The 23,675-nt window shown below is 68.5% G+C and carries 20 protein-coding genes; 9 read left to right on the forward strand and 11 right to left on the reverse strand.

The genetic code is table 11. The annotated features are described in order from the left end of the window. Window positions 1-15: 15 nt before the first annotated feature. On the reverse strand, window positions 16-2,424 hold the full coding sequence (locus DEJ48_RS19540; RefSeq protein ID WP_150217432.1) for a DUF6049 family protein: 2,409 nt from the start codon (window positions 2,422-2,424) through the stop codon (window positions 16-18). A gap of 190 nt (window positions 2,425-2,614) precedes the next feature. Between DEJ48_RS19540 and DEJ48_RS19545 the strand changes: the two genes are divergently transcribed. Beyond that, the gene (locus DEJ48_RS19545; RefSeq protein ID WP_150217433.1) at window positions 2,615-4,057 is read left to right on the forward strand and encodes a CCA tRNA nucleotidyltransferase; all 1,443 of its coding nucleotides are present in this window, start codon (window positions 2,615-2,617) and stop codon (window positions 4,055-4,057) included. 109 nt (window positions 4,058-4,166) lie between these two features. Here DEJ48_RS19545 and DEJ48_RS19550 read toward each other — a convergent pair whose 3' ends face one another. The 4 genes from DEJ48_RS19550 to DEJ48_RS19565 form a co-directional block, all read right to left on the reverse strand. After that, complete coding sequence (locus tag DEJ48_RS19550; RefSeq protein ID WP_150217434.1) at window positions 4,167-4,691, reverse strand: hypothetical protein; 525 nt, start codon at window positions 4,689-4,691, stop codon at window positions 4,167-4,169. Between the two features lie 114 nt (window positions 4,692-4,805). Continuing rightward, window positions 4,806-6,062, reverse strand: a complete 1,257-nt coding sequence (locus DEJ48_RS19555) for an MFS transporter (RefSeq protein WP_150217435.1) — start codon at window positions 6,060-6,062, stop codon at window positions 4,806-4,808. 79 nt (window positions 6,063-6,141) lie between these two features. After that, window positions 6,142-7,224 carry an inositol-3-phosphate synthase gene (locus tag DEJ48_RS19560; protein ID WP_150217436.1) on the reverse strand — a complete coding sequence of 361 codons (1,083 nt, stop codon included), beginning with the start codon at window positions 7,222-7,224 and terminating at the stop codon, window positions 6,142-6,144. Window positions 7,225-7,283: 59 nt separating this feature from the next. Continuing rightward, complete coding sequence (locus DEJ48_RS19565) at window positions 7,284-7,970, reverse strand: PadR family transcriptional regulator (RefSeq protein WP_150217437.1); 687 nt, start codon at window positions 7,968-7,970, stop codon at window positions 7,284-7,286. A gap of 373 nt (window positions 7,971-8,343) precedes the next feature. On the opposite strand from DEJ48_RS19565, the gene DEJ48_RS19570 reads away from it, so the two are divergent. Both DEJ48_RS19570 and DEJ48_RS19575 read left to right on the forward strand, forming a co-directional pair. After that, the gene (locus DEJ48_RS19570; RefSeq protein ID WP_150217438.1) at window positions 8,344-11,109 is read left to right on the forward strand and encodes a transglycosylase domain-containing protein; all 2,766 of its coding nucleotides are present in this window, start codon (window positions 8,344-8,346) and stop codon (window positions 11,107-11,109) included. A 137-nt stretch (window positions 11,110-11,246) separates the two neighbouring features. Further along, window positions 11,247-12,773, forward strand: coding sequence for a glycosyltransferase family 87 protein (locus DEJ48_RS19575; RefSeq protein WP_150217439.1), 1,527 nt, complete (start codon window positions 11,247-11,249; stop codon window positions 12,771-12,773). An 89-nt stretch (window positions 12,774-12,862) separates the two neighbouring features. Here DEJ48_RS19575 and DEJ48_RS19580 read toward each other — a convergent pair whose 3' ends face one another. The 3 genes from DEJ48_RS19580 to DEJ48_RS19590 all read right to left on the reverse strand — a co-directional run bounded on the left by DEJ48_RS19580 (window position 12,863) and on the right by DEJ48_RS19590 (window position 15,544). Further along, on the reverse strand, window positions 12,863-13,894 hold the full coding sequence (locus tag DEJ48_RS19580; RefSeq protein ID WP_150217440.1) for an alanine racemase: 1,032 nt from the start codon (window positions 13,892-13,894) through the stop codon (window positions 12,863-12,865). A 66-nt stretch (window positions 13,895-13,960) separates the two neighbouring features. Further along, a complete protein-coding gene (locus DEJ48_RS19585) occupies window positions 13,961-15,082 on the reverse strand; it encodes a lipid II:glycine glycyltransferase FemX (RefSeq protein WP_055565790.1) in 1,122 nt (373 codons plus the stop codon). A gap of 147 nt (window positions 15,083-15,229) precedes the next feature. Next, window positions 15,230-15,544, reverse strand: coding sequence for a hypothetical protein (locus DEJ48_RS19590; RefSeq protein ID WP_150217441.1), 315 nt, complete (start codon window positions 15,542-15,544; stop codon window positions 15,230-15,232). A 266-nt stretch (window positions 15,545-15,810) separates the two neighbouring features. Between DEJ48_RS19590 and rpsF the strand changes: the two genes are divergently transcribed. The 4 genes from rpsF (at window position 15,811) to rplI (ending at window position 17,552) form a co-directional block, all read left to right on the forward strand. Continuing rightward, the gene (rpsF, locus tag DEJ48_RS19595; protein WP_016644628.1) at window positions 15,811-16,101 is read left to right on the forward strand and encodes a 30S ribosomal protein S6; all 291 of its coding nucleotides are present in this window, start codon (window positions 15,811-15,813) and stop codon (window positions 16,099-16,101) included. 78 nt (window positions 16,102-16,179) lie between these two features. Then, the gene (locus DEJ48_RS19600) at window positions 16,180-16,776 is read left to right on the forward strand and encodes a single-stranded DNA-binding protein (RefSeq protein WP_150217442.1); all 597 of its coding nucleotides are present in this window, start codon (window positions 16,180-16,182) and stop codon (window positions 16,774-16,776) included. A 74-nt stretch (window positions 16,777-16,850) separates the two neighbouring features. After that, entirely contained in the window at window positions 16,851-17,087 is a 237-nt protein-coding gene (rpsR, locus tag DEJ48_RS19605) for a 30S ribosomal protein S18 (protein WP_003949403.1), read from the forward strand. Window positions 17,088-17,105: 18 nt separating this feature from the next. Continuing rightward, window positions 17,106-17,552: a 50S ribosomal protein L9 gene (rplI, locus tag DEJ48_RS19610; protein ID WP_150217443.1), complete on the forward strand. Its 447-nt coding sequence runs from the start codon at window positions 17,106-17,108 to the stop codon at window positions 17,550-17,552. Between the two features lie 190 nt (window positions 17,553-17,742). Here rplI and DEJ48_RS19615 read toward each other — a convergent pair whose 3' ends face one another. Continuing rightward, window positions 17,743-19,080 (reverse strand): MATE family efflux transporter, encoded by a 1,338-nt coding sequence (locus tag DEJ48_RS19615; RefSeq protein ID WP_150217444.1) that lies wholly within the window; start codon window positions 19,078-19,080, stop codon window positions 17,743-17,745. A 460-nt stretch (window positions 19,081-19,540) separates the two neighbouring features. On the opposite strand from DEJ48_RS19615, the gene dnaB reads away from it, so the two are divergent. Beyond that, window positions 19,541-21,022 carry a replicative DNA helicase gene (dnaB, locus tag DEJ48_RS19620; protein ID WP_150217445.1) on the forward strand — a complete coding sequence of 494 codons (1,482 nt, stop codon included), beginning with the start codon at window positions 19,541-19,543 and terminating at the stop codon, window positions 21,020-21,022. 51 nt (window positions 21,023-21,073) lie between these two features. On the opposite strand, the gene DEJ48_RS19625 is transcribed toward dnaB, so the two are convergent. Next, window positions 21,074-22,000: an NADP-dependent oxidoreductase gene (locus DEJ48_RS19625; RefSeq protein WP_362822106.1), complete on the reverse strand. Its 927-nt coding sequence runs from the start codon at window positions 21,998-22,000 to the stop codon at window positions 21,074-21,076. 52 nt (window positions 22,001-22,052) lie between these two features. Further along, window positions 22,053-22,964, reverse strand: coding sequence for an NADP-dependent oxidoreductase (locus DEJ48_RS19630; protein WP_150217447.1), 912 nt, complete (start codon window positions 22,962-22,964; stop codon window positions 22,053-22,055). A gap of 71 nt (window positions 22,965-23,035) precedes the next feature. On the opposite strand from DEJ48_RS19630, the gene DEJ48_RS19635 reads away from it, so the two are divergent. Further along, complete coding sequence (locus tag DEJ48_RS19635; RefSeq protein ID WP_150217448.1) at window positions 23,036-23,668, forward strand: TetR/AcrR family transcriptional regulator; 633 nt, start codon at window positions 23,036-23,038, stop codon at window positions 23,666-23,668. Window positions 23,669-23,675: the final 7 nt, after the last annotated feature.

Consider the following 23,675-nt stretch of genomic DNA (forward strand, 5'->3'; position numbering starts at 1 on the left):
CGGCCACGACATCGCTCAACGGTCCACTCTCTCACCCGTGTCCGACGGGTCGGTGCTTTCCGGTGCGGTGTCCGGTGTCGGGTCACTCGGGTGCTCGGGGTCGCCCGTTCCGGGACCGTCACCGGATTCACCCTCGGGACCGTGGTCCGGGCCGTCCTCCGAGCCCTGTTCCGGGCCTGCGTCCGGGCCCTCCTCGGCGCGCTTGCGGGCCGCGCGCTTGCGCTGGGTGTACATCCGGAAGCCCGCGAGGACGAGCAGCAGGAGTCCGCCGGCGATGACCAGCATCACGGTGAGGGTGACCTCGGTGACGTTGACGTCGAAGCGCACGGCCTCGCCGTAGGGCTCTCCGTCTTCGGTGAAGAGCTGCGCGTACACCGGGACCGGGCCATTGGCGTTGGCCGTGGTGGTGAACTTCACGGACTGGGAATGACCGCCCGCGATTTTGATCTGCTTCTCCTCGAACTGCCCGTCGCCGATTTTCAAACGGGTGGGGTTCTTGGAGGAGAGGCGCAGGACCAGGTGGTCGACGGGCTGCACCAGGTTGTTCTGCACCGAGATCGGAATGGTCGCGCTGCGGCCGGAGAGTTTCGCGTCGGACCGCTTGATCAACGATACCTGCCGGGTGAGCTCCTGGAGATACGCCCAGACGCTCTGCCGGTAGGCCTCCCCCTGCGCCGGGCGGCCGCGCCAGGACGTCGACATCTCACGGTCTATGGCCCTCCCGAACGGGGTGACCACGCGGTCCCTCTCGCTGAGGATCACCTGAAAGCGTTCGAGCGCGCTCTTGGTGTTCTGGATCTTCTCGAAGGCCGTGCGCGGGAGCTCCTGCTTGCGCAGTGCGGCGGGGTAGGCGGCGGCCGAAGGCACCCGCGTGGTGGCCTGCGGGTCCGGTTTGGCCTTCGCGGCGGCTGCCAGGTCCTGCGACTGCGACCACTTCCCGCCCGCGAGAGAGCTGAGCGCCTTCTCCATGGCCTGCGCCTGGCTGGCCGTGGGCATGCGCTGCGGAGCGACGACGATGCTCCGCTGCCTGTCGGGGTCCTGCAGGTTGATCATCAGGCTCTGGGCGAGAAACTCCTGGACGGCGAGCGTGGAGCTCTCGGCCCCGGTCATGTCGCCCTCGAACGCCGTGGACAGGCGCGCGTCCGCCACGACCGCGGTGGTACCGCCGCCGATGGGCCGGGCCGCGGACGGTGAGTACTGAAGGCCATTGGTCTCGCGCAGGCTGTCGCTGCGGGCGATCACCGTGTGCGCGCCCGCGGAGGTGGCGACATCGACGATGGACGGGTCGATGGCTCCGTCGGTGGGCCAGGCGAAGTCCGTGCTGGGCTTCACCTGGAGGATCGTGGTGACCGCCTTGTACCCCGCGTCGGTGGCTTCCTTGAGGTGACCGAGGGAGCCGCTGACCGACTTGCCGGTGTGCGCGAGGGAGGCGAGGTCGGGATCGGCGAAGGGGAGAGCGACGACCTTCTTGCCCTTGACGGCGGTCTGGAGGTCGTTGAGCCACTGGCCGGCGACCGACTGCTGCTTGCCCGCCCTGGTGGTCTTTCCGTCGGGGTTCTCGATCCGGTAGCTCTTCGTCATCGCCTCCACCGAGGCGAGCAGGTCCGGATCGATGACCCACGTCACGTCCAGGCGGCTGCCGAGGGACAGGAGCTGTTCCAGACGTCCGCCCGGGGCCAGCTCGTCGGCGAGGTCGTCGTTCTTGAAGACGGGCGTCTGCAGCTCGTCGGAGCCGGTCCTCGCCGTGAGGTGCGTGGTGGTGGTGAGCGGCCACAGGTACGTGGTCTTCGTCTTCGTGTCCGCGGCGTCGGGCTGCCACGGCAGGAAGGTCCGCTCGATGCCGAGCACCTGCGGGTAGGGCTGGGCGGCGCTCTGGCCGGTGAGGGTGACACCCAGCTGGTAGACGCCGCTGGTGCTGAGGGACAGCGCCTTCACCGGCACGGAGATGCTGAAGTCCTGTCGCACGCCGGGTGTGAGCTTGGCGATCTTCTCGACGTACTTCCCGCCGACCTCCGAGCCGTCGGCACCCGGCTGGAAGCCCGTGCGCTTCGCGGCGCTGTCGATCTCGCTGCGGCTGCCGAGGGGCGATCCGACGCGGAGCCCGACCTGCGCCCCCGTCACCGTCTGCTTGCTGTTGTTGGTGACCGTGCCGGAGACCGTGAGGGTGTCGTCCTCACCGGGAGCGGTGGGGGTGAGTGCGTCGAGGGAGACGTCGACCGTGCGGGACCCGGTGGCGTCGGCCTTCACGCGCGACGCGGCGGCTTCCGCCTTCGCGCCGGGCCCTGTGGCATGCGCCACGGGGCCCACCGGTGCCTGCAGCAGCCCGGCCAGCAAAGGGGTACCCACCAGCAGTGCTGCGGTGCGCCGCAGCCACCGGCGGGCAGGTGAGGGGCTCGTCCCCGGAAAGTCTGCCGCCTCGGCCACGCGTTCGCCCGTCCCTCGTCGTCAGTGGTCGTCGGTTGTGCGTCCACGCATGGTAACGATGCGCGCTGTGGCGAAGTGCCGCGGACTGCTCCACGTGATCGGAAGACGCGCCGGGGCGGCCGCACGGTACCGGCGGGCGGAAGGTAATCGGGTCGGCCGGGGGCGCGCGGGGCACGTACCCTTTTCTGTTGTGCCGAACGCCAACGAAGACAATCCCAACGCCCTGAGCCAGGTGCAGCGCCGCGCGGTCAGCGAACTGCTGCGTGTGTCCCCTGTCGCGGACGACCTCGCCCGCCGTTTCCATGAGGCCGGGTTCTCCCTCGCCCTGGTCGGCGGCTCGGTCAGGGACGCCCTGCTGGGCCGGCTCGGCAATGACCTGGACTTCACGACGGACGCCCGCCCCGAGGACGTACTGAAGATCGTCCGGCCGTGGGCCGACGCGGTCTGGGAGGTCGGGATCGCCTTCGGCACGGTCGGCAGCCAGAAGGACGGCTACCAGATCGAGGTGACCACCTACAGGTCGGAGGCGTACGACAGGACCTCGCGCAAGCCCGAGGTGTCCTACGGCGACTCGATCGAGGAAGACCTCGTGCGCCGTGACTTCACCGTGAACGCGATGGCCGTGGCGCTGCCCGAAAAGGAGTTCGTGGACCCCCACGGCGGGCTCGATGACCTCGCGGACCGTGTTCTGCGTACCCCCGGCACCCCCGAGGACTCCTTCTCCGACGACCCGCTGCGCATGCTGCGGGCCGCGCGCTTCGCCGCGCAGCTGGACTTCGAGGTGGCTCCGGACGTCGTCGCCGCGATGACGGCGATGGCCGAGCGCATCGACATCGTCTCCGCGGAGCGCGTACGGGACGAATTGAACAAGCTGCTCCTTTCCGCTCACCCGCGCAAGGGCCTCGCTCTCCTCGTCGACACGGGCCTCGCCGAGCGGGTCCTCCCCGAGCTCCCCGCCCTGCGTCTGGAGCGGGACGAGCACCACCGTCACAAGGACGTGTACGACCACTCGCTGATCGTCCTCGAACAGGCGATGGCTCTGGAGACGGACGGCCCCGATCTGACGCTGCGGCTCGCGGCGCTGCTGCACGACATCGGCAAGCCGAAGACCCGGCGCTTCGAGGGCGACGGCCGAGTCTCCTTCCACCACCACGAGGTGGTCGGCGCCAAGATGGTCAAGAAGCGCATGACGGCGCTCAAGTACTCCAACGAGCTCGTGAAGGACGTCTCGCGCCTGGTCGAGCTCCACCTGCGCTTCCACGGCTACGGCACGGGAGAGTGGACGGACTCGGCCGTACGCCGTTACGTACGCGACGCGGGCCCTCTCCTGGAGCGCCTGCACAAGCTGACCCGATCCGACTGCACCACCCGCAACAAGCGCAAGGCGAATGCCCTGTCGCAGGCGTACGACGGCTTGGAGGAGCGCATCGCCCGCCTCCAGGAGCAGGAAGAGCTGGACTCGATCCGCCCCGACCTGGACGGCAACGACATCATGAAGGTCCTTGACGTGGGACCGGGCCCGGTCATCGGCCAGGCCTACAAGTTCCTGCTGGAGCTGCGCCTCGAGAACGGCCCGATGGAGCGAGACGCGGCGGTCGCGGCGCTCAAGGAGTGGTGGGCGGCGCAGAACTGAGCTGAACCGGCGGGTGTTTCACGTGAAACACCCGCTGGCTGGATACGCCGAGGGGCGTTGTTTCACGTGAAACCGTGAAACAACGCCCCTCGATGGTTCCTGCTGCCTGCTATGCCTTCTTCAGGCAGAGCACGACGTTGTGGCCCTTGCCGGACTGGTAGTAGGCGATCTCAGACGTCTTGACCGTCTCGCACTTGGAGCTGTCGCTCGTACCGTCGAACTTCTCGACGACCTCGAACTCGGAGTCACTCGAGGAGCAGTCGACCTCTTCCAGATCCGGCCGAATCTCGGTGCCCTTGTTGTGCATGCAGCTGCCGACGCTGGTGGACTCGGCATCGCTCTTGCCCATGTACCACTTGCCGACGGCTATGAGGATCGCGACCAGGATGAAGCCACCGATGCGCAGGAGCAGCTTCTTGGCGCCACCGCGACGGGGGGCGGGCGGCGGGGGCACGGGGCCGCCCTGGTTGAAGGCCGGATACGGGGCCGTCGGGCCGCCCGGCTGGCCCTGCTGCGGCGGGTACGGGGCCGGGGGAGCCTGGCCGTACGGAGCGGCGCCGCCCTGGGGCTGGCCATAGGGGTTCTGGCCCTGGGGCGGGTACGGAGTCTGGCCCTGGGGCGGCGGAGTGGTCACTTTGGGGGTCCCCCTCGAACGAGAGCGCGATGGCGCGAATACGACGCCCGTAAGTTATCCGGGTCCACCGACATCTCTGTAGTCCAGAGGGGCTCTGTGTCACTGATGTGACACTTATTGCGCGCCGAAACGGCCCATACCGCCAGCAACCGCCGCGTAGAGCAGAGCCACCACCAGGACCAGCGGGACCGATCGGCCGTCCGGTGGCAGCATCAGGGCCGCCACTGCCGCCGCGCCCACGAACGCGATGTTGAAGAGCACGTCGTAGATCGAGAAGACCCGCCCGCGGAAGCCGTCGTCCACCGAGGACTGCACCACCGTGTCCGTGGCGATTTTCGCGCCCTGGGTCGTCAGGCCGAGGAAGAACGCGGCGATGAGGAGAGGGACGGGTTCGAAGGGGAGGCCGAGTGCGGGTTCGAGGAGCGCCGCCGTGGCCGCGCAGGTGACGATCCAGCCGCCCGGGCCCAGCCGCCCCACCGCCGCCGGCGTCACCACGGCCGCCACGAAGAACCCCGCGCCGGAGATCCCCACGGCCAGTCCGAGCAGCGCGAGCCCGTCGGCTTCCGTCGACGTCCAGGCGTACCGGCACAGCATCAGGACCATGACCGTCAGCGCGCCGTAGCAGAACCGCAGCACCGTCATCGCGGCCAGCGCGCGGGCGGCCGCGGGGCGCTGCGTCAGATGGTGCACCCCCGCTCTCAGACCGCGTGCCGTGCCGGCCAGGGCGGTCGTCAGGCGCGGTTGGACCAGGTCCGGGTCGGGTCCGAGGAGTTCGCGCGCCATGCGGAGCGAGGCGAGCGCCGCACAGAGGTACAGCGTGGCGCCACAGAGGACCACGGCCGCATCCGAGTCCGAGGCCGCGAGACGGATCACGAAGGCGAGGCCGCCGCCGAGCGTCGCGGCGAGCGTGCCCGCGGTCGGTGAGAGGGAGTTCGCGATGACCAGGCGGTCGGCGTCGACCACCCGAGGCAGCGCGGCGGAGAGCCCCGCGAGGACGAAGCGGTTGACGGCCGTGACGCAGAGGGCGGAGGCGTAGAAGAGCCAGTCGGGTACGCCGCTCAGCATCAGGACGGCGGTCAGGGACGCCAGGGCGGCCCGCAGGAGGTTGCCGTGGAGGAAGACCTGGCGGCGCGGCCAGCGGTCCAGGAGGACGCCCGCGAAGGGGCCGATCAGGGAGTACGGGAGGAGCAGTACGGCCATGGCGGAGGCGATCGCTCCGGGCGAGGCCTGCTTCTCGGGGGAGAAGACGACGTACGTGGCGAGCGCGACCTGGTAGACGCCGTCCGCGCCCTGGGAGATCAGCCGTACGGCGAGCAGCCGCCGGAAGTCCCGCAGCCGCAGCAGTATCCGCAGGTCACCGACGACAGCCATGGATCACAGCCTCACATACGAGGAGGGTCCCCGGGCGGAATGCCCGGGGACCCTCGACAAGCAACAAGGAGAGAGCTGTTTAGCGCTCGACCTCGCCCTTGATGAACTTCTCGACGTTCGCGTAGGCCTCGTCGTCGAAGTACTGGACCGGCGGGGACTTCATGAAGTAGCTGGACGCGGAGAGGATCGGGCCGCCGATGCCGCGGTCCTTGGCGATCTTCGCGGCGCGCAGGGCGTCGATGATGACACCGGCCGAGTTCGGGGAGTCCCAGACCTCGAGCTTGTACTCCAGGTTCAGCGGGACCTCGCCGAAGGCGCGGCCCTCGAGGCGGACGTACGCCCACTTGCGGTCGTCGAGCCACGCGACGTAGTCGGACGGGCCGATGTGGACGTTCTTCTCGCCCAGCTCGCGGTCCGGGATCTGCGAGGTGACGGCCTGCGTCTTCGAGATCTTCTTGGACTCGAGGCGGTCGCGCTCGAGCATGTTCTTGAAGTCCATGTTGCCGCCGACGTTGAGCTGCATGGTGCGCTCGAGACGGACACCGCGGTCCTCGAACAGCTTCGCCATCACGCGGTGCGTGATGGTGGCGCCGACCTGCGACTTGATGTCGTCGCCGACGATCGGGACACCGGCCTCGGTGAACTTGTCCGCCCACTCCTTGGTGCCGGCGATGAAGACCGGGAGAGCGTTGACGAACGCGACCTTGGCGTCGATGGCGCACTGCGCGTAGAACTTCGCGGCGTCCTCGGAACCGACGGGCAGGTAGCAGACGAGGACGTCGACCTGGCGGTCCTTGAGGATCTGGACGACGTCCACGGGGGCCTCGTCGGACTCCTCGATGGTCTGGCGGTAGTACTTGCCCAGGCCGTCGTAGGTGTGGCCGCGCTGGACGGTCACGCCCGAGTTCGGCACGTCGCAGATCTTGATGGTGTTGTTCTCGCTGGCACCGATGGCGTCCGAGAGGTCGAGGCCGACCTTCTTCGCGTCGACGTCGAACGCGGCGACGAACTCGACGTCACCGACGTGGTACTCGCCGAACTGGACGTGCATCAGACCCGGGACCTTGGTGTCCGGGTCGGCGTCCTTGTAGAACTCGACGCCCTGGACCAGCGAGGCGGCGCAGTTGCCCACGCCGACGATGGCTACGCGAACCGAACCCATTCCGGTTGCTCCCTGTGTGATCTCGGTATTCCGGATGAAACCCTGCGGAACGCTGGGTCTCACTTGGCGGGGTCATCGGACGGATCCGGCGGCGGGTCGTTCTCCCGCCGCCGGGGCAGGCCCGCCGACTCCCCAGATGTGCTGTTCTGCTGAGCGGAGCTGCCGGGAGCGGACCGTTGCTGGTCCCGTCCCGCTCGCTCGCTCTCGATGAGCTCGTTCAGCCAGCGCACTTCGCGCTCCACGGACTCCATGCCGTGCCGCTGCAGCTCAAGCGTGTAGTCGTCCAGGCGCTCCCGGGTACGGGCCAGGGAGGCGCGCATCTTCTCCAGGCGCTCTTCGAGGCGGCTGCGGCGGCCCTCGAGCACCCGCATCCGGACATCTCGCGAGGTCTGCCCGAAGAAGGCGAAACGGGCGGCGAAGTGCTCGTCCTCGTACGCGTCGGGGCCGGTCTGCGAGAGCAGATCCTCGAAGTGCTCCTTACCTTCCGCCGTCAACCGATAGACGATCTTGGCGCGACGTCCCGCGAGCGGAGCCGCGAGGGCGTCTTCGGGAGTGCCGCCCGATTCCTCGATCAACCAGCCGTTGGCGACCAGCGTCTTGAGGCAGGGGTAGAGCGTCCCGTAACTGAAGGCGCGGAACACTCCCAGCGACGTATTGAGTCGTTTGCGCAGCTCATAGCCGTGCATCGGGGATTCGCGGAGCAGACCGAGGACAGCGAATTCCAGGATGCCGGAGCGCCTGCTCATCTTCGCCTCCCGTCTGCCGCGGTCCCTCAGTACGGCCTTTATGCCGAGCTGATGTATCGACTCGATACATCGAGACGATAGAACGGCGATCCGGTTGAGACAAGAGGGGGCACGGTGAACGGCGTCACATCACCGATTCGTAGGAAGTAACTTGCCTGATTTGGGGTGAACTTCGGCTCTAGGAGGGTTTTGACGGTGCGTAGTCTGTGCGCCATGCATGCCGCCGGGAACCAAGTGACGTCAGGGAGCGTCGTGGTCCCCGGTGTAGTGCGGGCGCGTTCAGGAACGGGCGCCTCCGCACTTCGGGGGGACCGGAAACCAGCCGCCGTTTCCAGGCGTGGACAGCTGCGCCTGCCCGAGGAGTAATCGTTCGATGAGCGAGCACCGTCGCAAACCGCCGCAGCCGCAGGGCGGCGGACGCGCCGCGGCCAGGCGCGGCACCCCAGGGGCGCCGTCCGGTCGACGCGCGGCACCACGGGGCGACACAGGATCACCCTCTGCCTCCTACGGAGGACCGGGGCCCGGTTCCGGGGCACCCGACGACGGTGACCGCCCCTATGGCGGCAGGGCCGAGGCCCGGCGCGCCGCACAGCGCAGCGGTTCGGTCGGCGCGGGCGGCGGACGCCGCAGGGCGCCGGACGGCGGCGGACGCGCGGGCGGCGGTGGCGGCCGTCGCGGCGGCGGGTCCGGCGGATCGTCCGGTCCCGGCCGTGGCAGGGGCCGTGGCGCGGAGCCGCCCCGCAAGAAGCGTTTCATCGACTACCCGCGAGCGGGCAAGTCCGGAGCGCGCCGCTGGGTCCCCTCGTGGCGTCTGGTCACCGGCGTGTTCCTGGGCTTCTTCGGCGGTCTGATGGCGGTCGCCGGCATCTCGTACGCCCTGGTGGAGGTGCCGGAGGTCGACAAGGCGGCCAAGGCCCAGAACAACGTCTACTACTGGGCCGACGGCAAGCAGATGGTCGCGACCGGTGGTGAGCGCAACCGCCAGATCATCGACTACGACGACATCCCCAAGGAGATGCGCTTCGCCGTGATGTCGGCGGAGAACAAGACGTTCGAGAAGGACAAGGGCGTCGACCCGATGGGCATCACCCGGGCCGTGGTCAACATGGCCAAGGGCGGGCAGACGCAGGGTGGCTCCACGATCACCCAGCAGTACGTGAAGAACGCGCGACTCGGCGATCAGTCGCAGACCTTCACCAGGAAGTTCAAAGAGCTCTTCATCTCGATAAAGGTCGGCCGGACGGTGTCCAAGGAGGACATCATGGCCGGCTACCTCAACACCGCTTATTACGGTCGTGGGGCCTACGGCATCCAGGCGGCGGCCCGGGCGTACTTCAACGAGGAAGCCAGCAAGCTGGACCCGAGCCAGTGTGCCTTCCTGGCGACCGTGCTGAAGGGCGCCACGTACTACGACCCCGCCGGTTACCCCGAGATCGATCCCGCGGCCAACAAGCAGGACAACACCGCGCGCGCGAAGAAGCGCTGGGCGTGGATCCTCGACGAGGAGGTCAAGGACGGCCGTCTGACGAGCGAGCAGCGGGCCCAGTTCACGAAGTTCCCGAAGCTCCAGAACCCGCGGTCGAACATGGACCTGGCGGGCCAGACCGGTTACCTCGTGGACCTGGCCAAGGCGTACGTCATCAGGAACACCAACATCACTGCCGAGCAGCTCCAGCGGGGCGGCTACGAGATCCACACGACCTTCGAGCGGAGGAAGGTCAACGAGCTCGAGAAGGCGGTGAACAAGGTCCGCAAGGAGAAGATCAAGCCGAAGGTGCGTCCGGAGAAGGACACGCACGTTCAGTTCGGCGGGGCTTCCGTGGACCCGAAGACCGGCGCGATCAAGGCCATCTACGGCGGTGAGGACGCGACCAAGCACTTCACCAACAACGCCGACCAGACCGGTGCCCAGGTCGGTTCGACGTACAAGCCGTTCGTGCTGGCCGCGGCGTTCAAGTACGGCGTGCGTGACCCGGACGGGCCGGAGGAGCAGTCCGAGGCCGAGCGCACCATCGTCAACCCGAAGAGTCTCTACAGCGGCAAGAACGAGCTGAAGATCCAGAAGTACAACGGTCAGATCTGGACGGACCGTGACGGCAAGCAGTGGAACCAGAAGAACGACGGCAACCAGTCCTACAACCGTCCCAGCTTCCAGATCGATCTTCGTGAGGCGATGAGGGAGTCGGTCAACTCGGCCTATGTGCAGCTCGGCATGGACGTCGGCCTGGAGAAGGTCAAGCAGGCCGCCATGGAGGCCGGCCTCAAGGACGACAGCTCGATGGCCGGTGCCACCTACCCGTCCTTCTCGCTGGGCACCTCGTCACCGAGCGCGATCCGGATGGCCGGCGCGTACTCCACGTTCGCGGCGAGCGGCAAGCAGAACGAGCCGTACTCGGTCAGCGAGGTCGAGCACGAGGGCGACACGGTCTTCCGGCACGAGAAGGAGACCAAGCAGGCGTTCAGCGCCGAGGTCGCCGACAACGTGACCGACGTGCTGCGGACCGTCGTGGAGAAGGGCACCGGTACCTCCGCCAAGCTCACGGGCCGCCAGGTCGCCGGTAAGACCGGCACGACCGACGGCAACAAGTCCGCCTGGTTCGTCGGCTACACCCCGCAGCTGTCGACGGCGGTCAGCATGTACCGGCTCGACGACGACGAGACCAACAAGAAGCGCAAGTTCCTGGAGATGTTCGGCACGGGTGGCGAGGAGAAGATCCACGGTGCCTCGTTCCCCGCGCAGATCTGGCAGGACTACATGGAGCAGGCGCTCAAGGGGAAGTCCGTCGTGAACTTCCCGGTGCCCGGTCCGATCGGCAAGGTCGTCGGTGAGACGCCGCCTCCGCCGCCGACCCCGACGAAGACCGAGGAGCCGGAGGAGACCACCTCTCCGACGCCCACGGAAACCGAGCCCTCGAAGCCGCCGACGCACTCGCCCGACCCCACCGATACCTGCGACCCGTTCGACTGGGACTGCAACCACGACGGTGGCCAGCAGAACGGCGGAGCCGACGGTGGCGTCGACGGCGGGCCCGGTGGGGAGTCGCCACCTCCGACAGAGGATCCGGTCGGCGGTGGCGGCAGCAACGGCAATGGCAATGGCAACGGAGGGGGCGGAATCTTCGGCGGGCCATCGGACTGAGCCGAGGCCGCCGGGACACCCCGGCGGGCCGACAGGGGCGCTCCCCCGCGGATGTTTCACGTGAAACGAGGGTCGTCGCACCGATGGGTGCGGCGACCCTCTCCGCGTTCCCAGTCGCGTACGGCAGGATGTCGGGCATGCCCAGTGCAGACCCCAGCGCAGAGACGCCGCGCACGAGCGCGTACGAGCCTGTGAGCCCGCAGGAGCAGGAACCGGTCCGTCCCACGAGGGAGGACGAGGTAGCCCGGTCCGGCAGTGAGCTGATGGGCGGCCCGGTCGGCCGAAGAGTGCTGTTCGCGGCGTCCTGGTGGACCCCCGTGCGCATCATCGCTCTCGTCGCGCTCGGGATGTTCGCGCTCGGGATGGTCCAGAAGATGCCGTGCTACAACGGCGCCTGGTTCCTCGGCGCCAGTTCGCAGTACACGCACGCGTGCTACTCCGACATCCCGCACCTCTATCAGGGACGCGGTTTCGCCGACGGCCTGGTGCCGTACTTCGACCGGCTGCCAGGCGACATGGAGTACCTCGAGTACCCGGTCCTCACCGGCGTGTTCATGGAAATGGCGTCCTGGGTGACGCCCGGCAGCGGATCCATCCAGCACCAGGAGAAGATCTACTGGATGGTCAACGCCGGGATACTGATGGCCTGCACCGCGGTCGTCGCCGTGTGCGTGGCCCGCACCCACCGGCGCCGCCCCTGGGACGGACTCCTTGTCGCCCTAGCGCCGGCCTTCGCGCTGACCGCCACCATCAACTGGGACCTGCTCGCCGTGGCGCTCACGGCCGCCGCGATGCTGATGTGGTCCCGCTCGCGCCCCGTCGCCTTCGGCGTGCTCCTCGGGCTCGCCACGGCCGCCAAGCTGTATCCGGTGCTGATCCTGGGACCGCTGCTGATCCTGTGCTGGCGTGCGGGCAGATGGCGGGCCTTCGGCACCGCGCTGCTGGGCACGGTGAGCGCCTGGCTGGTCGTGAACCTGCCGGTGATGCTGCTCGCGAGCGACGGATGGTCGAAGTTCTACACGTTCAGCCAGGAACGCGGCGTCGACTTCGGATCCTTCTGGCTGATCCTCTCGCAGCGGATGGACTCCCCGTTGAGCACCGACACGGTGAACACCCTGGCCACCGCGCTGATGCTCGTCGCCTGTCTGGGCGTCGGCGCCCTGGGACTCACCGCGCCACGCCGCCCGCGCTTCGCACAGCTGGCCTTCCTGGTGGTCGCCGCCTTCATCCTCACCAACAAGGTCTACTCGCCGCAGTACGTCCTGTGGTTGATCCCGCTCGCCGCTCTGGCCCGGCCGCGCTGGCGCGACTTCCTGATCTGGCAGGCGTGCGAGGTCGCGTACTTCCTGGGGATCTGGCTCTACCTGGCGTACACGACGAGCGGGGACGCCCACAAGGGACTCCCGACGGAGGGGTACCAGCTCGCCATCGTTGTGCACCTCTTGGGCACGCTGTACCTGTGCGCCGTGGTGGTGCGAGACGTTCTGATGCCTGAGCGGGACGTCGTGCGGTCGTCCGGGGACGACGACCCCTCTGGAGGCGTCCTGGACGGCTCGCGGGACGTCTTCGTGCTGGGCACCGCCCGTTACGCGGGCAGGGCCGCCCTGCACACCGCACAGGCCCCCACCGTGAAGTGGGGGTCGGCGGCCGACGCGCCGCGCTGAGGCAGCCGCACACACGCGGAAGGGCCGGTACGAGACGTCGTCGTACCGGCCCTTCCGCGTGCTGGACGCGCCTGCTGGATCGATCCGCCTCAGCGATCGATGATGCGGTCGAACTGCGTGGTGGTGTGCCGCAGATGCGCCACCAGCTCCTCGCCGACCTTCGGCTCCGGGGCGTCCGAGGGCACGAAGAGGATCGAGACCTGCATGTGCGGCGGCTCCGCGAACCAGCGCTGCTTGCCCGCCCAGACGAAGGGCGAGAGGTTGCGGTTGACGGTCGCGAGACCTGCCCGCGCCACGCCCTTGGCCCGCGGCATCATGCCGTGCAGCGCCTTCGGGGCCTCCAGGCCCACTCCGTGCGAGGTGCCGCCCGCCACGACGACCAGCCAGCCGTCGGAGGCGGCCTTCTGCTGGCGATAGCCGAAGCGGTCGCCCTTGGCGACGGCGGTGACATCGAGGACGGCACCGCGGTACTCGGTGGCCTCGTGGTCGCCGAGCCAGAGTTTCGTGCCGATGCGGGCACGGAAGCGCGTCTGCGGGAACTGCTGCTGCAGACGGGCCAGTTCACCGGCCTTGAGGTGGCTGACGAACATCGTGTGCAGCGGCAGGCGGGCCGCGCGCAGGCGGTCCATCCAGCCGATGACCTCCTCGACGGCGTCGGAGCCGTCGGTGCGGTCCAGCGGCAGGTGGATCGCGAAGCCTTCGAGGCGTACGTCCTCGATGGCGGCGTGCAACTGCGGAAGCTCCTGCTCGCTGACGCCGTGACGCTTCATCGAGGACATGACCTCGATGACGACGCGGGCGCCCACGAGGCCGTGCACGCCGTCGAGCGACGACACGGAACGGATGACGCGGTCGGGCAGCGGCACCGGCTCCTCGCCCCGCCGGAACGGGGTCAGGACCAGCAGGTCGCCGCTGAACCAGTCCTTGATCCGAGCGGCCTCATAGGTGGTGCCCACGGCGAGCACGTCGGAGCCGAAGCGCGTGGCTTCCTCGGCGAGGCGCTCATGACCGAAGCCGTAGCCGTTGCCCTTGCAGACCGGGACGATGCCCGGGAACTGCTCCAGCATGTGCTTCTGGTGTGCCCGCCAGCGCGCGGTGTCGACATAGAGCGTGAGCGCCATGGCTGGATCCCGGAACCTTTCTCGTGTCTGCGGTGTATCAGAGTTATGGAAGGAAATTGTGCGGGATCAGCGGCGCGACATGTAGATGTCCAGCGCCTTGTGCAGCAGCTTGTTGAGCGGGAAGTCCCACTCGCCGATGTACTCGGCGGCCTCGCCACCGGTGCCGACCTTGAACTGGATCAGACCGAAGAGGTGGTCGGTCTCGTCCAGGGAGTCGGAGATGCCGCGCAGGTCATAGACGGTGGCACCCATGGCGTACGCATCGCGGAGCATCCGCCACTGCATCGCGTTCGAGGGCCTGACCTCGCGCCCGATGTTGTCCGAGGCGCCGTAGGAGTACCAGACGTGCCCGCCGACGACGAGCATCGTGGCGGCCGACAGATTCACGCCGTTGTGCCGCGCGAAGTACAGCCGCATGCGGTTCGGGTCCTCGGAGTTGAGGGCCTGCCACATCTGCTGGAAGTAGCCGAGCGGCCGCGGGCGGAACTTGTCGCGCACCGCGGTGATCTCGTAGAGACGCTGCCACTCGGGAAGGTCGTGGTAGCCGCCCTGGACGACCTCGACGCCGGCCTTCTCGGCCTTCTTGATGTTGCGCCGCCACAGCTGGTTGAAGCCCTTCTGGACCTCGTCCAGGGAGCGGTTGGCCAGCGGCACCTGGAAGACGAAGCGGGGCTGCACGTCACCGAAGCCAGCGCCGCCGTCCTCGCCCTGCTGCCAGCCCATCCGGCGCAGCCGGTCGGAGACCTCGAAGGCGCGCGGCTCGATGTACGTGGCCTCGGTGTCCCGCAGCCGCTTCACGTCGGGGTTCTGGATGCCCGCCTTGATCGCCGGAGCGTCCCAACGGCGGATCACGACCGGCGGACCCATCTTCACCGAGAAGGCGCCCTGCTGCTTCAGATGCGCCAGCATCGGCTGCAGCCACTCGTCGAGGTTCGGGGCGTACCAGTTGATGACCGGGCCCTCGGGGAGGTACGCGAGATAACGCTTGAGCTTGGGCAGCTGCCGGTAGAGCACCAGGCCCGCACCGACCAGCTCGCCGGTCCGGTCGTCGAACCAACCCAGGTTCTCCGAGCGCCATTCGCTCTTCACGTCAGCCCATGCCGGGACCTGGCAATGACTTGCCGACGGCAGTGTCTGGATATACGCCAGATGCTGCTCGCGACTGATGGTCCTCAGGGTCAGACTCATTCGGGGCGCTCCTCGGGCTGGTGTGTCCCCATGGGTTCAGGGGCTCCGGCTCTCGCGCCGAAGCCTACTGCGCCCTGCGAGCGACCCGTCTGGGCGTACGGAAGTAAGGCCCCGGCCGCAGGCACGACCGGGGGTGCGTCGAGGGCGTCAGCCGACGACGCCGCCGAAGAGTCCGCCGTGTGCCATGCCCAAGAAGAAGCCGACGGCGGAGGCTCCGAGGCCCAGGATCAGACCGAAGCGTTCACGCGTGGTCACCGAGATGAACTGGCCGTACGCACCCGTGGCGATCCCGGCCAGGCCTGTCCACGAGCTGATCAGATGCAGGTTGTGGAACATCGCCGTGACGAAGGCGATGGCGCCGAGCACCAGGGTCACGCCGAGCAGCGTGTCCTGGAGCGGATGGGCCTTTCCATCCGTGGCGAAGAGGGAAGTGGCGGAGTTCGGTCGCATTGCCTGTGCCATGAGAGGCACCTCCTGCGGAAGGCGGCGCATCGTAGCGCCATAGACACCCGATGTGTACAGATTCTGCCCGTCCCCCGCCGGATTTCAACCGGAAGCCTCGGTGCGGGTACTCTGTACCGTCTGCACCGGTGTCTGCCCTGGCCACGTCATGAACCCCCGCTCGCGGGAGTCGATTGTCAGTGGCGGCCGATACCGTTGCGTACGCATCACGACCCTCCTGCCACGGAACGACCGTGGCCGCTGAGTCCAAAGGAGGTGGGTTCCACATGCGTCACTACGAAGTGATGGTCATCCTCGACCCCGATCTCGAGGAGCGCGCTGTCTCCCCGCTGATCGAGAACTTCCTCTCCGTCGTCCGTGAGGGCAACGGAAAGGTCGAGAAGGTCGACACCTGGGGCCGTCGTCGTCTGTCCTACGAGATCAAGAAGAAGCCCGAGGGCATCTACTCGGTCATCGACCTGCAGGCCGAGCCTGCGGTCGTCAAGGAGCTCGACCGACAGATGAACCTGAACGAGTCGGTCCTCCGGACCAAGGTCCTCCGTCCCGAGATGCACTGAGCTTTCTAGCTCAGCAGCACCCGGGAATCGAGTAGCAGCAACAAGCAGCCAGCAGCAAACCCGCCGAGAGGTTCCCCCATGGCAGGCGAGACCGTCATCACGGTCGTCGGCAATCTTGTCGACGACCCCGAGCTGCGCTTCACCCCCTCCGGTGCGGCGGTCGCGAAGTTCCGTGTCGCGTCCACCCCCCGCACCTTCGACCGCCAGACGAACGAGTGGAAGGACGGCGAGAGCCTCTTCCTCACCTGCTCGGTCTGGCGTCAGGCGGCGGAGAACGTCGCGGAGTCGCTTCAGCGAGGCATGCGCGTCGTCGTGCAGGGCCGACTGAAGCAGCGGTCCTACGAGGACCGTGAGGGCATCAAGCGCACGGTCTACGAGCTGGACGTCGAGGAAGTCGGCGCCAGCCTGAAGAACGCCACGGCCAAGGTCACCAAGACCACCGGCCGAGGCGGCCAGGGCGGTTACGGCGGCGGTGGCGGCGGCCAGCAGGGCGGCGGCTGGGGCGGTGGCTCCGGCGGCGGTCAGCAGCAGGGTGGCGGCGGTGCTCCCGCCGACGACCCCTGGGCGACCGGTGCGCCGGCCGGCGGCGGTCAGCAGCAGGGCGGCGGCGGTGGCGGCTGGGGCGGAAGCTCCGGCGGCTCCGGTGGCGGCTACTCGGACGAGCCCCCCTTCTAAGCCCCAGGGCTTTTCAGGCCTTCGGGCCGAGGGTGGGCCGTAACCCCACTTCTTGATCACACAGGAGAAACACCATGGCGAAGCCGCCTGTGCGCAAGCCTAAGAAGAAGGTCTGCGCTTTTTGCAAGGACAAGGTCACGTACGTGGACTACAAGGACACGAACATGCTGCGGAAGTTCATTTCCGACCGCGGCAAGATCCGTGCCCGCCGCGTGACCGGCAACTGCACGCAGCACCAGCGTGACGTCGCCACGGCCGTGAAGAACAGCCGTGAGATGGCGCTGCTGCCCTACACGTCCACCGCGCGATAAGGGAAGGGTGACCGACTAATGAAGATCATCCTCACCCACGAGGTCTCCGGCCTCGGTGCCGCCGGCGAGGTCGTAGACGTCAAGGACGGCTACGCCCGCAACTACCTGATCCCGCGGAACTTCGCGATCCGCTGGACCAAGGGTGGCGAGAAGGACGTCGAGCAGATCCGTCGTGCTCGCAAGATCCACGAGATCGCGACCATCGAGCAGGCCAACGAGATCAAGGCCCAGCTCGAGGGCGTCAAGGTCCGTCTGGCCGTCCGCTCCGGCGACGCCGGTCGTCTCTTCGGTTCCGTCACCCCGGCCGACGTCGCTTCGGCGATCGAGGCTGCCGGTGGTCCGAAGGTCGACAAGCGTCGTGTCGAGCTGGGCTCGCCGATCAAGACCCTGGGCGCCCACACGACGTCCGTGCGTCTGCACCCCGAGGTTGCCGCGAAGGTCAACGTCGAGGTCGTCTCCGCCTAAGCACTGCGCTTGGCAGAGCTGAAGCAAACGTTGGGCCGCACCCTCCGGGGTGCGGCCCAACGCGCTTTGTGGAGCGTGCGTGCTGCGCGGCTTGTTTCACGTGAAACAGAGCCAGGCCGCCGCTGCCTGCCGCTCGCCGCACACCGCCTGCCGCTCGCTGCCTGAGGCTTGCCGACCGCGCCTGCTGTCCTCAGCGCGTGGCGCCCGTGACGAGCCAGCGGCCGGAGCGGGAGCGCAGCCACAGGGTCAGCATCCGGACCGCCATCATCAGCGTCATCGCTCCCCACAGCGCGGTCAGACCGCCGCCGAAGGTCGGTACGAGCAGGGCGACGGGGGTGAAGGCGGCCAGCGTGACGATCATTGCCCAGGCGAGGTACGGGCCGTCGCCCGCGCCCATCAGGACGCCGTCCAGAACGAAGACGATCCCGCAGATGGGCTGGGCGAGCGCGATGACGACGAGAGCCGGCAGGGCCGCGTCCTGGACGTCGCCGTCACCGGTGAAGAGCGGGATGAACACGGGCCGGGCGAGGACGACCAGCAGGCCGAGGACCACCCCCGAGGCGATGCCCCACTGGACCATGCGTCGGCAGACGGCGCGGGCTCCGTCAGGATCGTCGGCGCCCAGGTAGCGTCCGATGATCGCCTGTCCGGCGATTGCGATGGCGTCGAGCGCGAAGGCCAGCAGACTCCACAGGGACAGCACGATCTGGTGGGCGGCCACGTCGGAGTCGCCGAGGCGGGCGGCGACGGCGGTCGCGATCATCAGGATGGCGCGCAGCGACAGCGTACGGACGAGAAGCGGTGCACCGGCTTGTGCGCAGGCCCGGATCCCGGCGGCGTCGGGACGCAGGGAGGCGCCGTGGCGCTTGGCGCCCCGTACGACGACGTAGAGGTACACGGCAGCCATGCCGCACTGGGCGATGACGGTGCCCCAGGCGGATCCTGCGATGCCGAGGTCCGCGCCGTAGACGAGGCCGACGTTGAGGACGCCGTTGGCGACGAAGCCGCCGATGGCGACGTACAGCGGGGTGCGGGTGTCCTGCAGACCGCGCAGTACGCCGGTGGCGGCGAGCACGACGAGCATGGCGGGGATGCCGAGCGAGGAGATCCGCAGATAGGTGACGGCGTACGGGGCCGCGGTGTCGGAGGCGCCGAAGAGGTCGACGAGAGCGGGGGCGGTCGGCAGGACGACGGCGATGACGGCGGCGCCGAGGAGCAGCGCGAGCCAGATGCCGTCCATGCCCTGCCGGATGGCCGCCTGGAGATCTCCGGCGCCGACTCGGCGGGCGACGGCGGCCGTGGTGGCGTACGCGAGGAAGACGAAGATGCTCACCGCGGTGGTGAGGAGCGCCGAGGCGACGCCGAGGCCGGCAAGTTGTGCGGTGCCGAGATGCCCGACGATGGCGCTGTCGGCGAGCACGAAGAGCGGCTCGGCCACGAGCGCGCCGAAAGCGGGGACGGCGAGTGCGATGATCTCTCGGTCATGCCTTCGCCGTGCGGCCTTGGGTGCCGCGGGAGCCTGTGTCATGCACACCAATCTAATCTTCCACAGGTAAGAGATGCAATGCTATTGGGACCCTTACCTGACCGGCTGCCGGGTGCGCCGTCACGAGCCGTTTGCGGAGATCTTGGTCCGACTGGGAAAGTTTTTCTTCTGCACAGCCGGTGGACGGGAAAGGTGCAGGTCAGGTGATGTTTCCATAACCTGCTGAGGGCTTGTTCACAGGCCTGTCCACCGGCCCGTGCACAGGTTTGGCGGAGTTCTCCACAGCATCGGGCCCGTCATCCACACCGCCTGTGGATAACCAGATTGGCTGACGGTGCCCACAGGCCTACCGTGGTCCGGCGCCCGCCTCGTCGTACGACCTCGGAAACCCCGGAAAACCGACGCGTCAGAACCGGAGTTGGGCCCGCTTATTTGTCAGTGTCGTGCCGTACGAAAGAGAGGCACGGCGAGGTCCGCGCGGCGGACGGGAGGAGGTGGCCCGGTGAGTATCTCCGAGCCTTTGGACGACCCCTGGGCCGACAGCGGTCCCAGTGACCGTCTGCCCGTCTCCCGCCAGCGCCGCGACGGCGGTGGTGGCCGGAGCCGCGACGAACAGCACGATCGTGGCCGCGAGGGCGGCTGGGACGGTGGGGGCTCGTCGTTCGAGCGCGTTCCCCCGCAGGATCTCGACGCGGAGCAGTCGGTGCTCGGCGGCATGCTGCTCTCCAAGGACGCGATCGCCGACGTCGTCGAGGTCCTCAAGGGCCACGATTTCTACCGGCCCGCGCACGAGACGATCTACGCCTCGATCCTCGACCTCTACGCGAAGGGCGAGCCGGCCGACCCCATCACCGTGGCGGCCGAGCTCACCAAGCGGGGCGAGATCACCAAGGTCGGCGGCGCATCGTATCTGCACACGCTCGTGCAGACGGTGCCGACAGCGGCGAACGCGGAGTACTACGCGGAGATCGTCCACGAGCGGGCGGTGCTGCGCCGCCTCGTCGAGGCCGGCACGAAGATCACCCAGATGGGATACGCGGCCGACGGCGACGTCGACGAGATCGTCAACAGCGCCCAGGCCGAGATCTACGCGGTCACCGAGCAGCGCACCACGGAGGACTACCTTCCGCTCGGCGACATCATGGAGGGTGCTCTCGACGAGATCGAGGCGATCGGCTCGCGGTCGGGCGAGATGACCGGCGTGCCGACCGGCTTCACCGACCTCGACCAGCTCACCAACGGTCTGCACCCGGGCCAGATGATCATCATCGCGGCCCGTCCCGCCATGGGTAAGTCGACGCTGGCCCTCGACTTCGCGCGGGCCTGTTCGATCAAGCACAACATGCCGAGCGTGATCTTCTCGCTCGAAATGGGGCGCAACGAGATCGCCATGCGTCTGCTCTCCGCCGAGGCACGCGTGGCCCTGCACCACATGCGCTCCGGCACGATGACCGACGAGGACTGGACGCGCCTCGCCCGCCGCATGCCGGACGTCTCGGCCGCCCCGCTCTACATCGACGACTCCCCGAACCTGTCGATGATGGAGATCCGTGCGAAGTGCCGCCGCCTCAAGCAGCGGAACGACCTGAAGCTCGTCGTCATTGACTATCTGCAGCTGATGCAGTCGGGCGGATCCAAGCGGTCCGAGAGCCGCCAGCAGGAAGTCTCGGACATGTCGCGAAACCTGAAGCTCCTCGCCAAGGAACTGGAGCTGCCGGTCATCGCCCTCTCGCAGCTGAACCGTGGTCCCGAGCAGCGCACCGACAAGAAGCCCATGGTCTCCGACCTGCGTGAATCCGGCTCGATCGAGCAGGACGCGGACATGGTGATCCTGCTGCACCGCGAGGACGCGTACGAGAAGGAGTCGCCGCGCGCGGGCGAGGCGGACATCATCGTGGGCAAGCACCGTAACGGCCCCACGGCGACGATCACCGTCGCCTTCCAGGGCCATTACTCGCGCTTCGTGGACATGGCACAGACCTGACGGGCCCCGCACGGCCCCCGGACCACCCCGGTCCAGGGGCCACACGGCGGTTCAGGGCACGGTGATGACGATCTTTCCGCGGGCATGACCGGCGGCGCTGGCTTCGTGCGCCGATGCCGTCTCCTTCAGCGCGAACACTGCGTGCAGCGGGATGGTGAGTTGGCCCTGATCCGCGAGCCGGGCCGCCAGTGGCAGCCCGGCCCAGCCCGGTGACGCTCCTGCCTCGGAGCGGGAGAACCGCACTCCGTGCCGGTCCGCGTCGAAGTCGGCGATGGTGATCACGCGACGAGGGTCGCCGGTGATCGCCACCAGTTCGGCGAGCGAGCCCTTGCCGGCCGCGTCCAGCACCACATCGATGCCGTGCGGAGCCAGCGGGGCGACGCGTTCGGCGAGCCCGGGCCCGTAAGTGACCGGAACGACGCCGAGCCGGTCGAGGAAGCCGTGGTTGCCCTCGCTCGCCGTGCCGATCACGGAGAGGCCGCGAGCCCGCGCGAGTTGCGCGGTGACGGTCCCGACGCCTCCCGCGGCGCCCTCGATCAGCAGGGTCATGCCCTCGGTGGCTTCGAGGGCCTCCAGCACGCGCGTGGCCGTGTCGACATTGCCCGCGGCGCCGCCCGCTTCCTCGAAGGACCACGCCCGGGGGTTGTGGGCCCAGGCCTCCAGGACGGCGTACCGGGCCGCGGCCCCTCCCCGATCGGCGAAGGGGACGAGCCCGAAGACCGCGTCTCCCACGGCGGTGCCGACCACCCCCTCTCCCACCTCGTCGACCGTCCCGGCGGCATCCATCCCGGGAATGTGGGGGAAGTCCAGGGGTGCGATGTCCCGCAGCATCCCTGAACGCAGGTACCAGTCGGCGGGGGTGACGCCGGTGGCCCGCACCGCGACGCGGACCTGGCCGGGCCCCGCGTGCGGCTCTTCGGCCTCCTCCAGGCAGAGGACTTCGGGGCCGCCGTAGCGGTGATAGCGCATGGCAAACACAGACAACCTCCGTGCGGGAATGCTTGCTTCGGGATGCGCGGCGGGCAGCGGCTCAGATGACGATGACCCGGCGTCCGCGTGTGTGTCCGGCCTGGCTGTCCGCCTGTGCCGCGGCCGCCTCGGTGAGTTGGTACGTCTTCGCGACCGGGATGTGGAGTCGTCCTCGCGCGATCAGGTCGCAGGCCTCGACGAGGGCCTGCGGCACGTTCCCGGTCACGCCGGAGAAGCGGACGCCGTGTTCCGGCGCGGTGAGGTCGGCGATGGAGATCACCTTCTGCGGATCGCCGGTCAGTTCGACGAGGTCGGGGATCACGCCGGAGCCGGCCAGATCGAGCGCGGCGTCGACTTGGCCGAGCTGTCGGACCCGCTCGACCCAGCCCTCTCCGTACGTCGTGGCGAGCGCGCCCAGGCCGCGCAGGTAGTCCTGGCTGGCGGCCCCGGCCGTGCCGATCGCCTTGATGCCGCGGTCGCGGGCGATCTGCAGCACCGCCGACCCGACACCTCCGGACGCGCCACTGACCAGCAGCGTCTGCCCGGACTGCACGCCGGACTGGCGGATGATGCGCAGCGCGGTCTCCACCACGGAGGGGTAACCGGCTGCTTCCTCGAAGGTCAGGCTTTCGGGTATCCGGGCCCAGGCCGACAGCACGGCGAACTCGGCGTACGTGCTGGATCCTCGCCCGAACACACGGTCGCCGACCTCGACCGTGGTGACGTCCGGGCCGACTTCGTCCACCACGCCGGCGGCGTCCTGCCCTGTCCCGGAGGGCAGCTCGGAGAAATGGGTCTGCGGGAACTGTTGGGCCTGACGGAACTGGCCTTCGCGGATCCGCCAGTCGACGGGGTTCACGCCCGCCGCGCGTACGGCGACACGTATCTGGCCGGGGCCCGCGTGGGGCTCCTCGGCCTCGGTGAGGTGCAGGACGTCAGGGCCGCCGTACTCGGCGAAGCTCACTCTCTTCATGCCGCCGAACTTAACACTAACGGTTAGCTTTTTGGAACCGTTACACCTTTGGATTTGATAGCGTCAGCCTCATGACCGTCCCGACGACGCCGACCGAACCGAACTCGCCGACCGGATCAGCCACGCCCCCCGGCCCGAGCACGCCGCCCGGGCGCCGGGAACGCAAGAAGGCCGCGACCCGTCAGAGGATCGCCGACACCGCCATGCGGCTCTTCCTGGAGCGGGGGTACGACTCGGTGGGCATCCGGGACGTGGCGGCCGAGGCCGACGTCGCCGTCACCACGCTCTTCTCCCACTTCGCCTCGAAAGAGGCCCTGGTCTTCGAGCAGGACGACCACTTCGAGCAGCGCCTCACGCAGACGGTCACCGGCAGGACGCCGCACGAGCCGCTCATCCCCGCGCTGCGCGACGAGGTCCACGCGATGGTCCGGCACTGCACGGCGGACGGCTCCGCCGCGATCTATCGCATGATCGACGAGACCCGTGCCCTGCGGGAGTACGAGGAGTCGATGCGGCTGCGCTACGCGGAATCCCTGGCGACAGCCATCGCCGCCGATCCCGAGTTCGCCCGGACCACGACGGCATGCCGCACGATCGCGCGATTCGTGGTCGACGCCTACGCCCTGGCTCGCGAGGCGTCCGACCCGCAGGCCGCCGTGGACGAGATCTTCCGGATGATCGAGGCGGCCTGGGACGCCGCCTGACCTGGGT

This window comes from Streptomyces venezuelae (genome assembly GCF_008642315.1).
Classification (GTDB): Bacteria; Actinomycetota; Actinomycetes; order Streptomycetales; family Streptomycetaceae; genus Streptomyces; species Streptomyces venezuelae_D.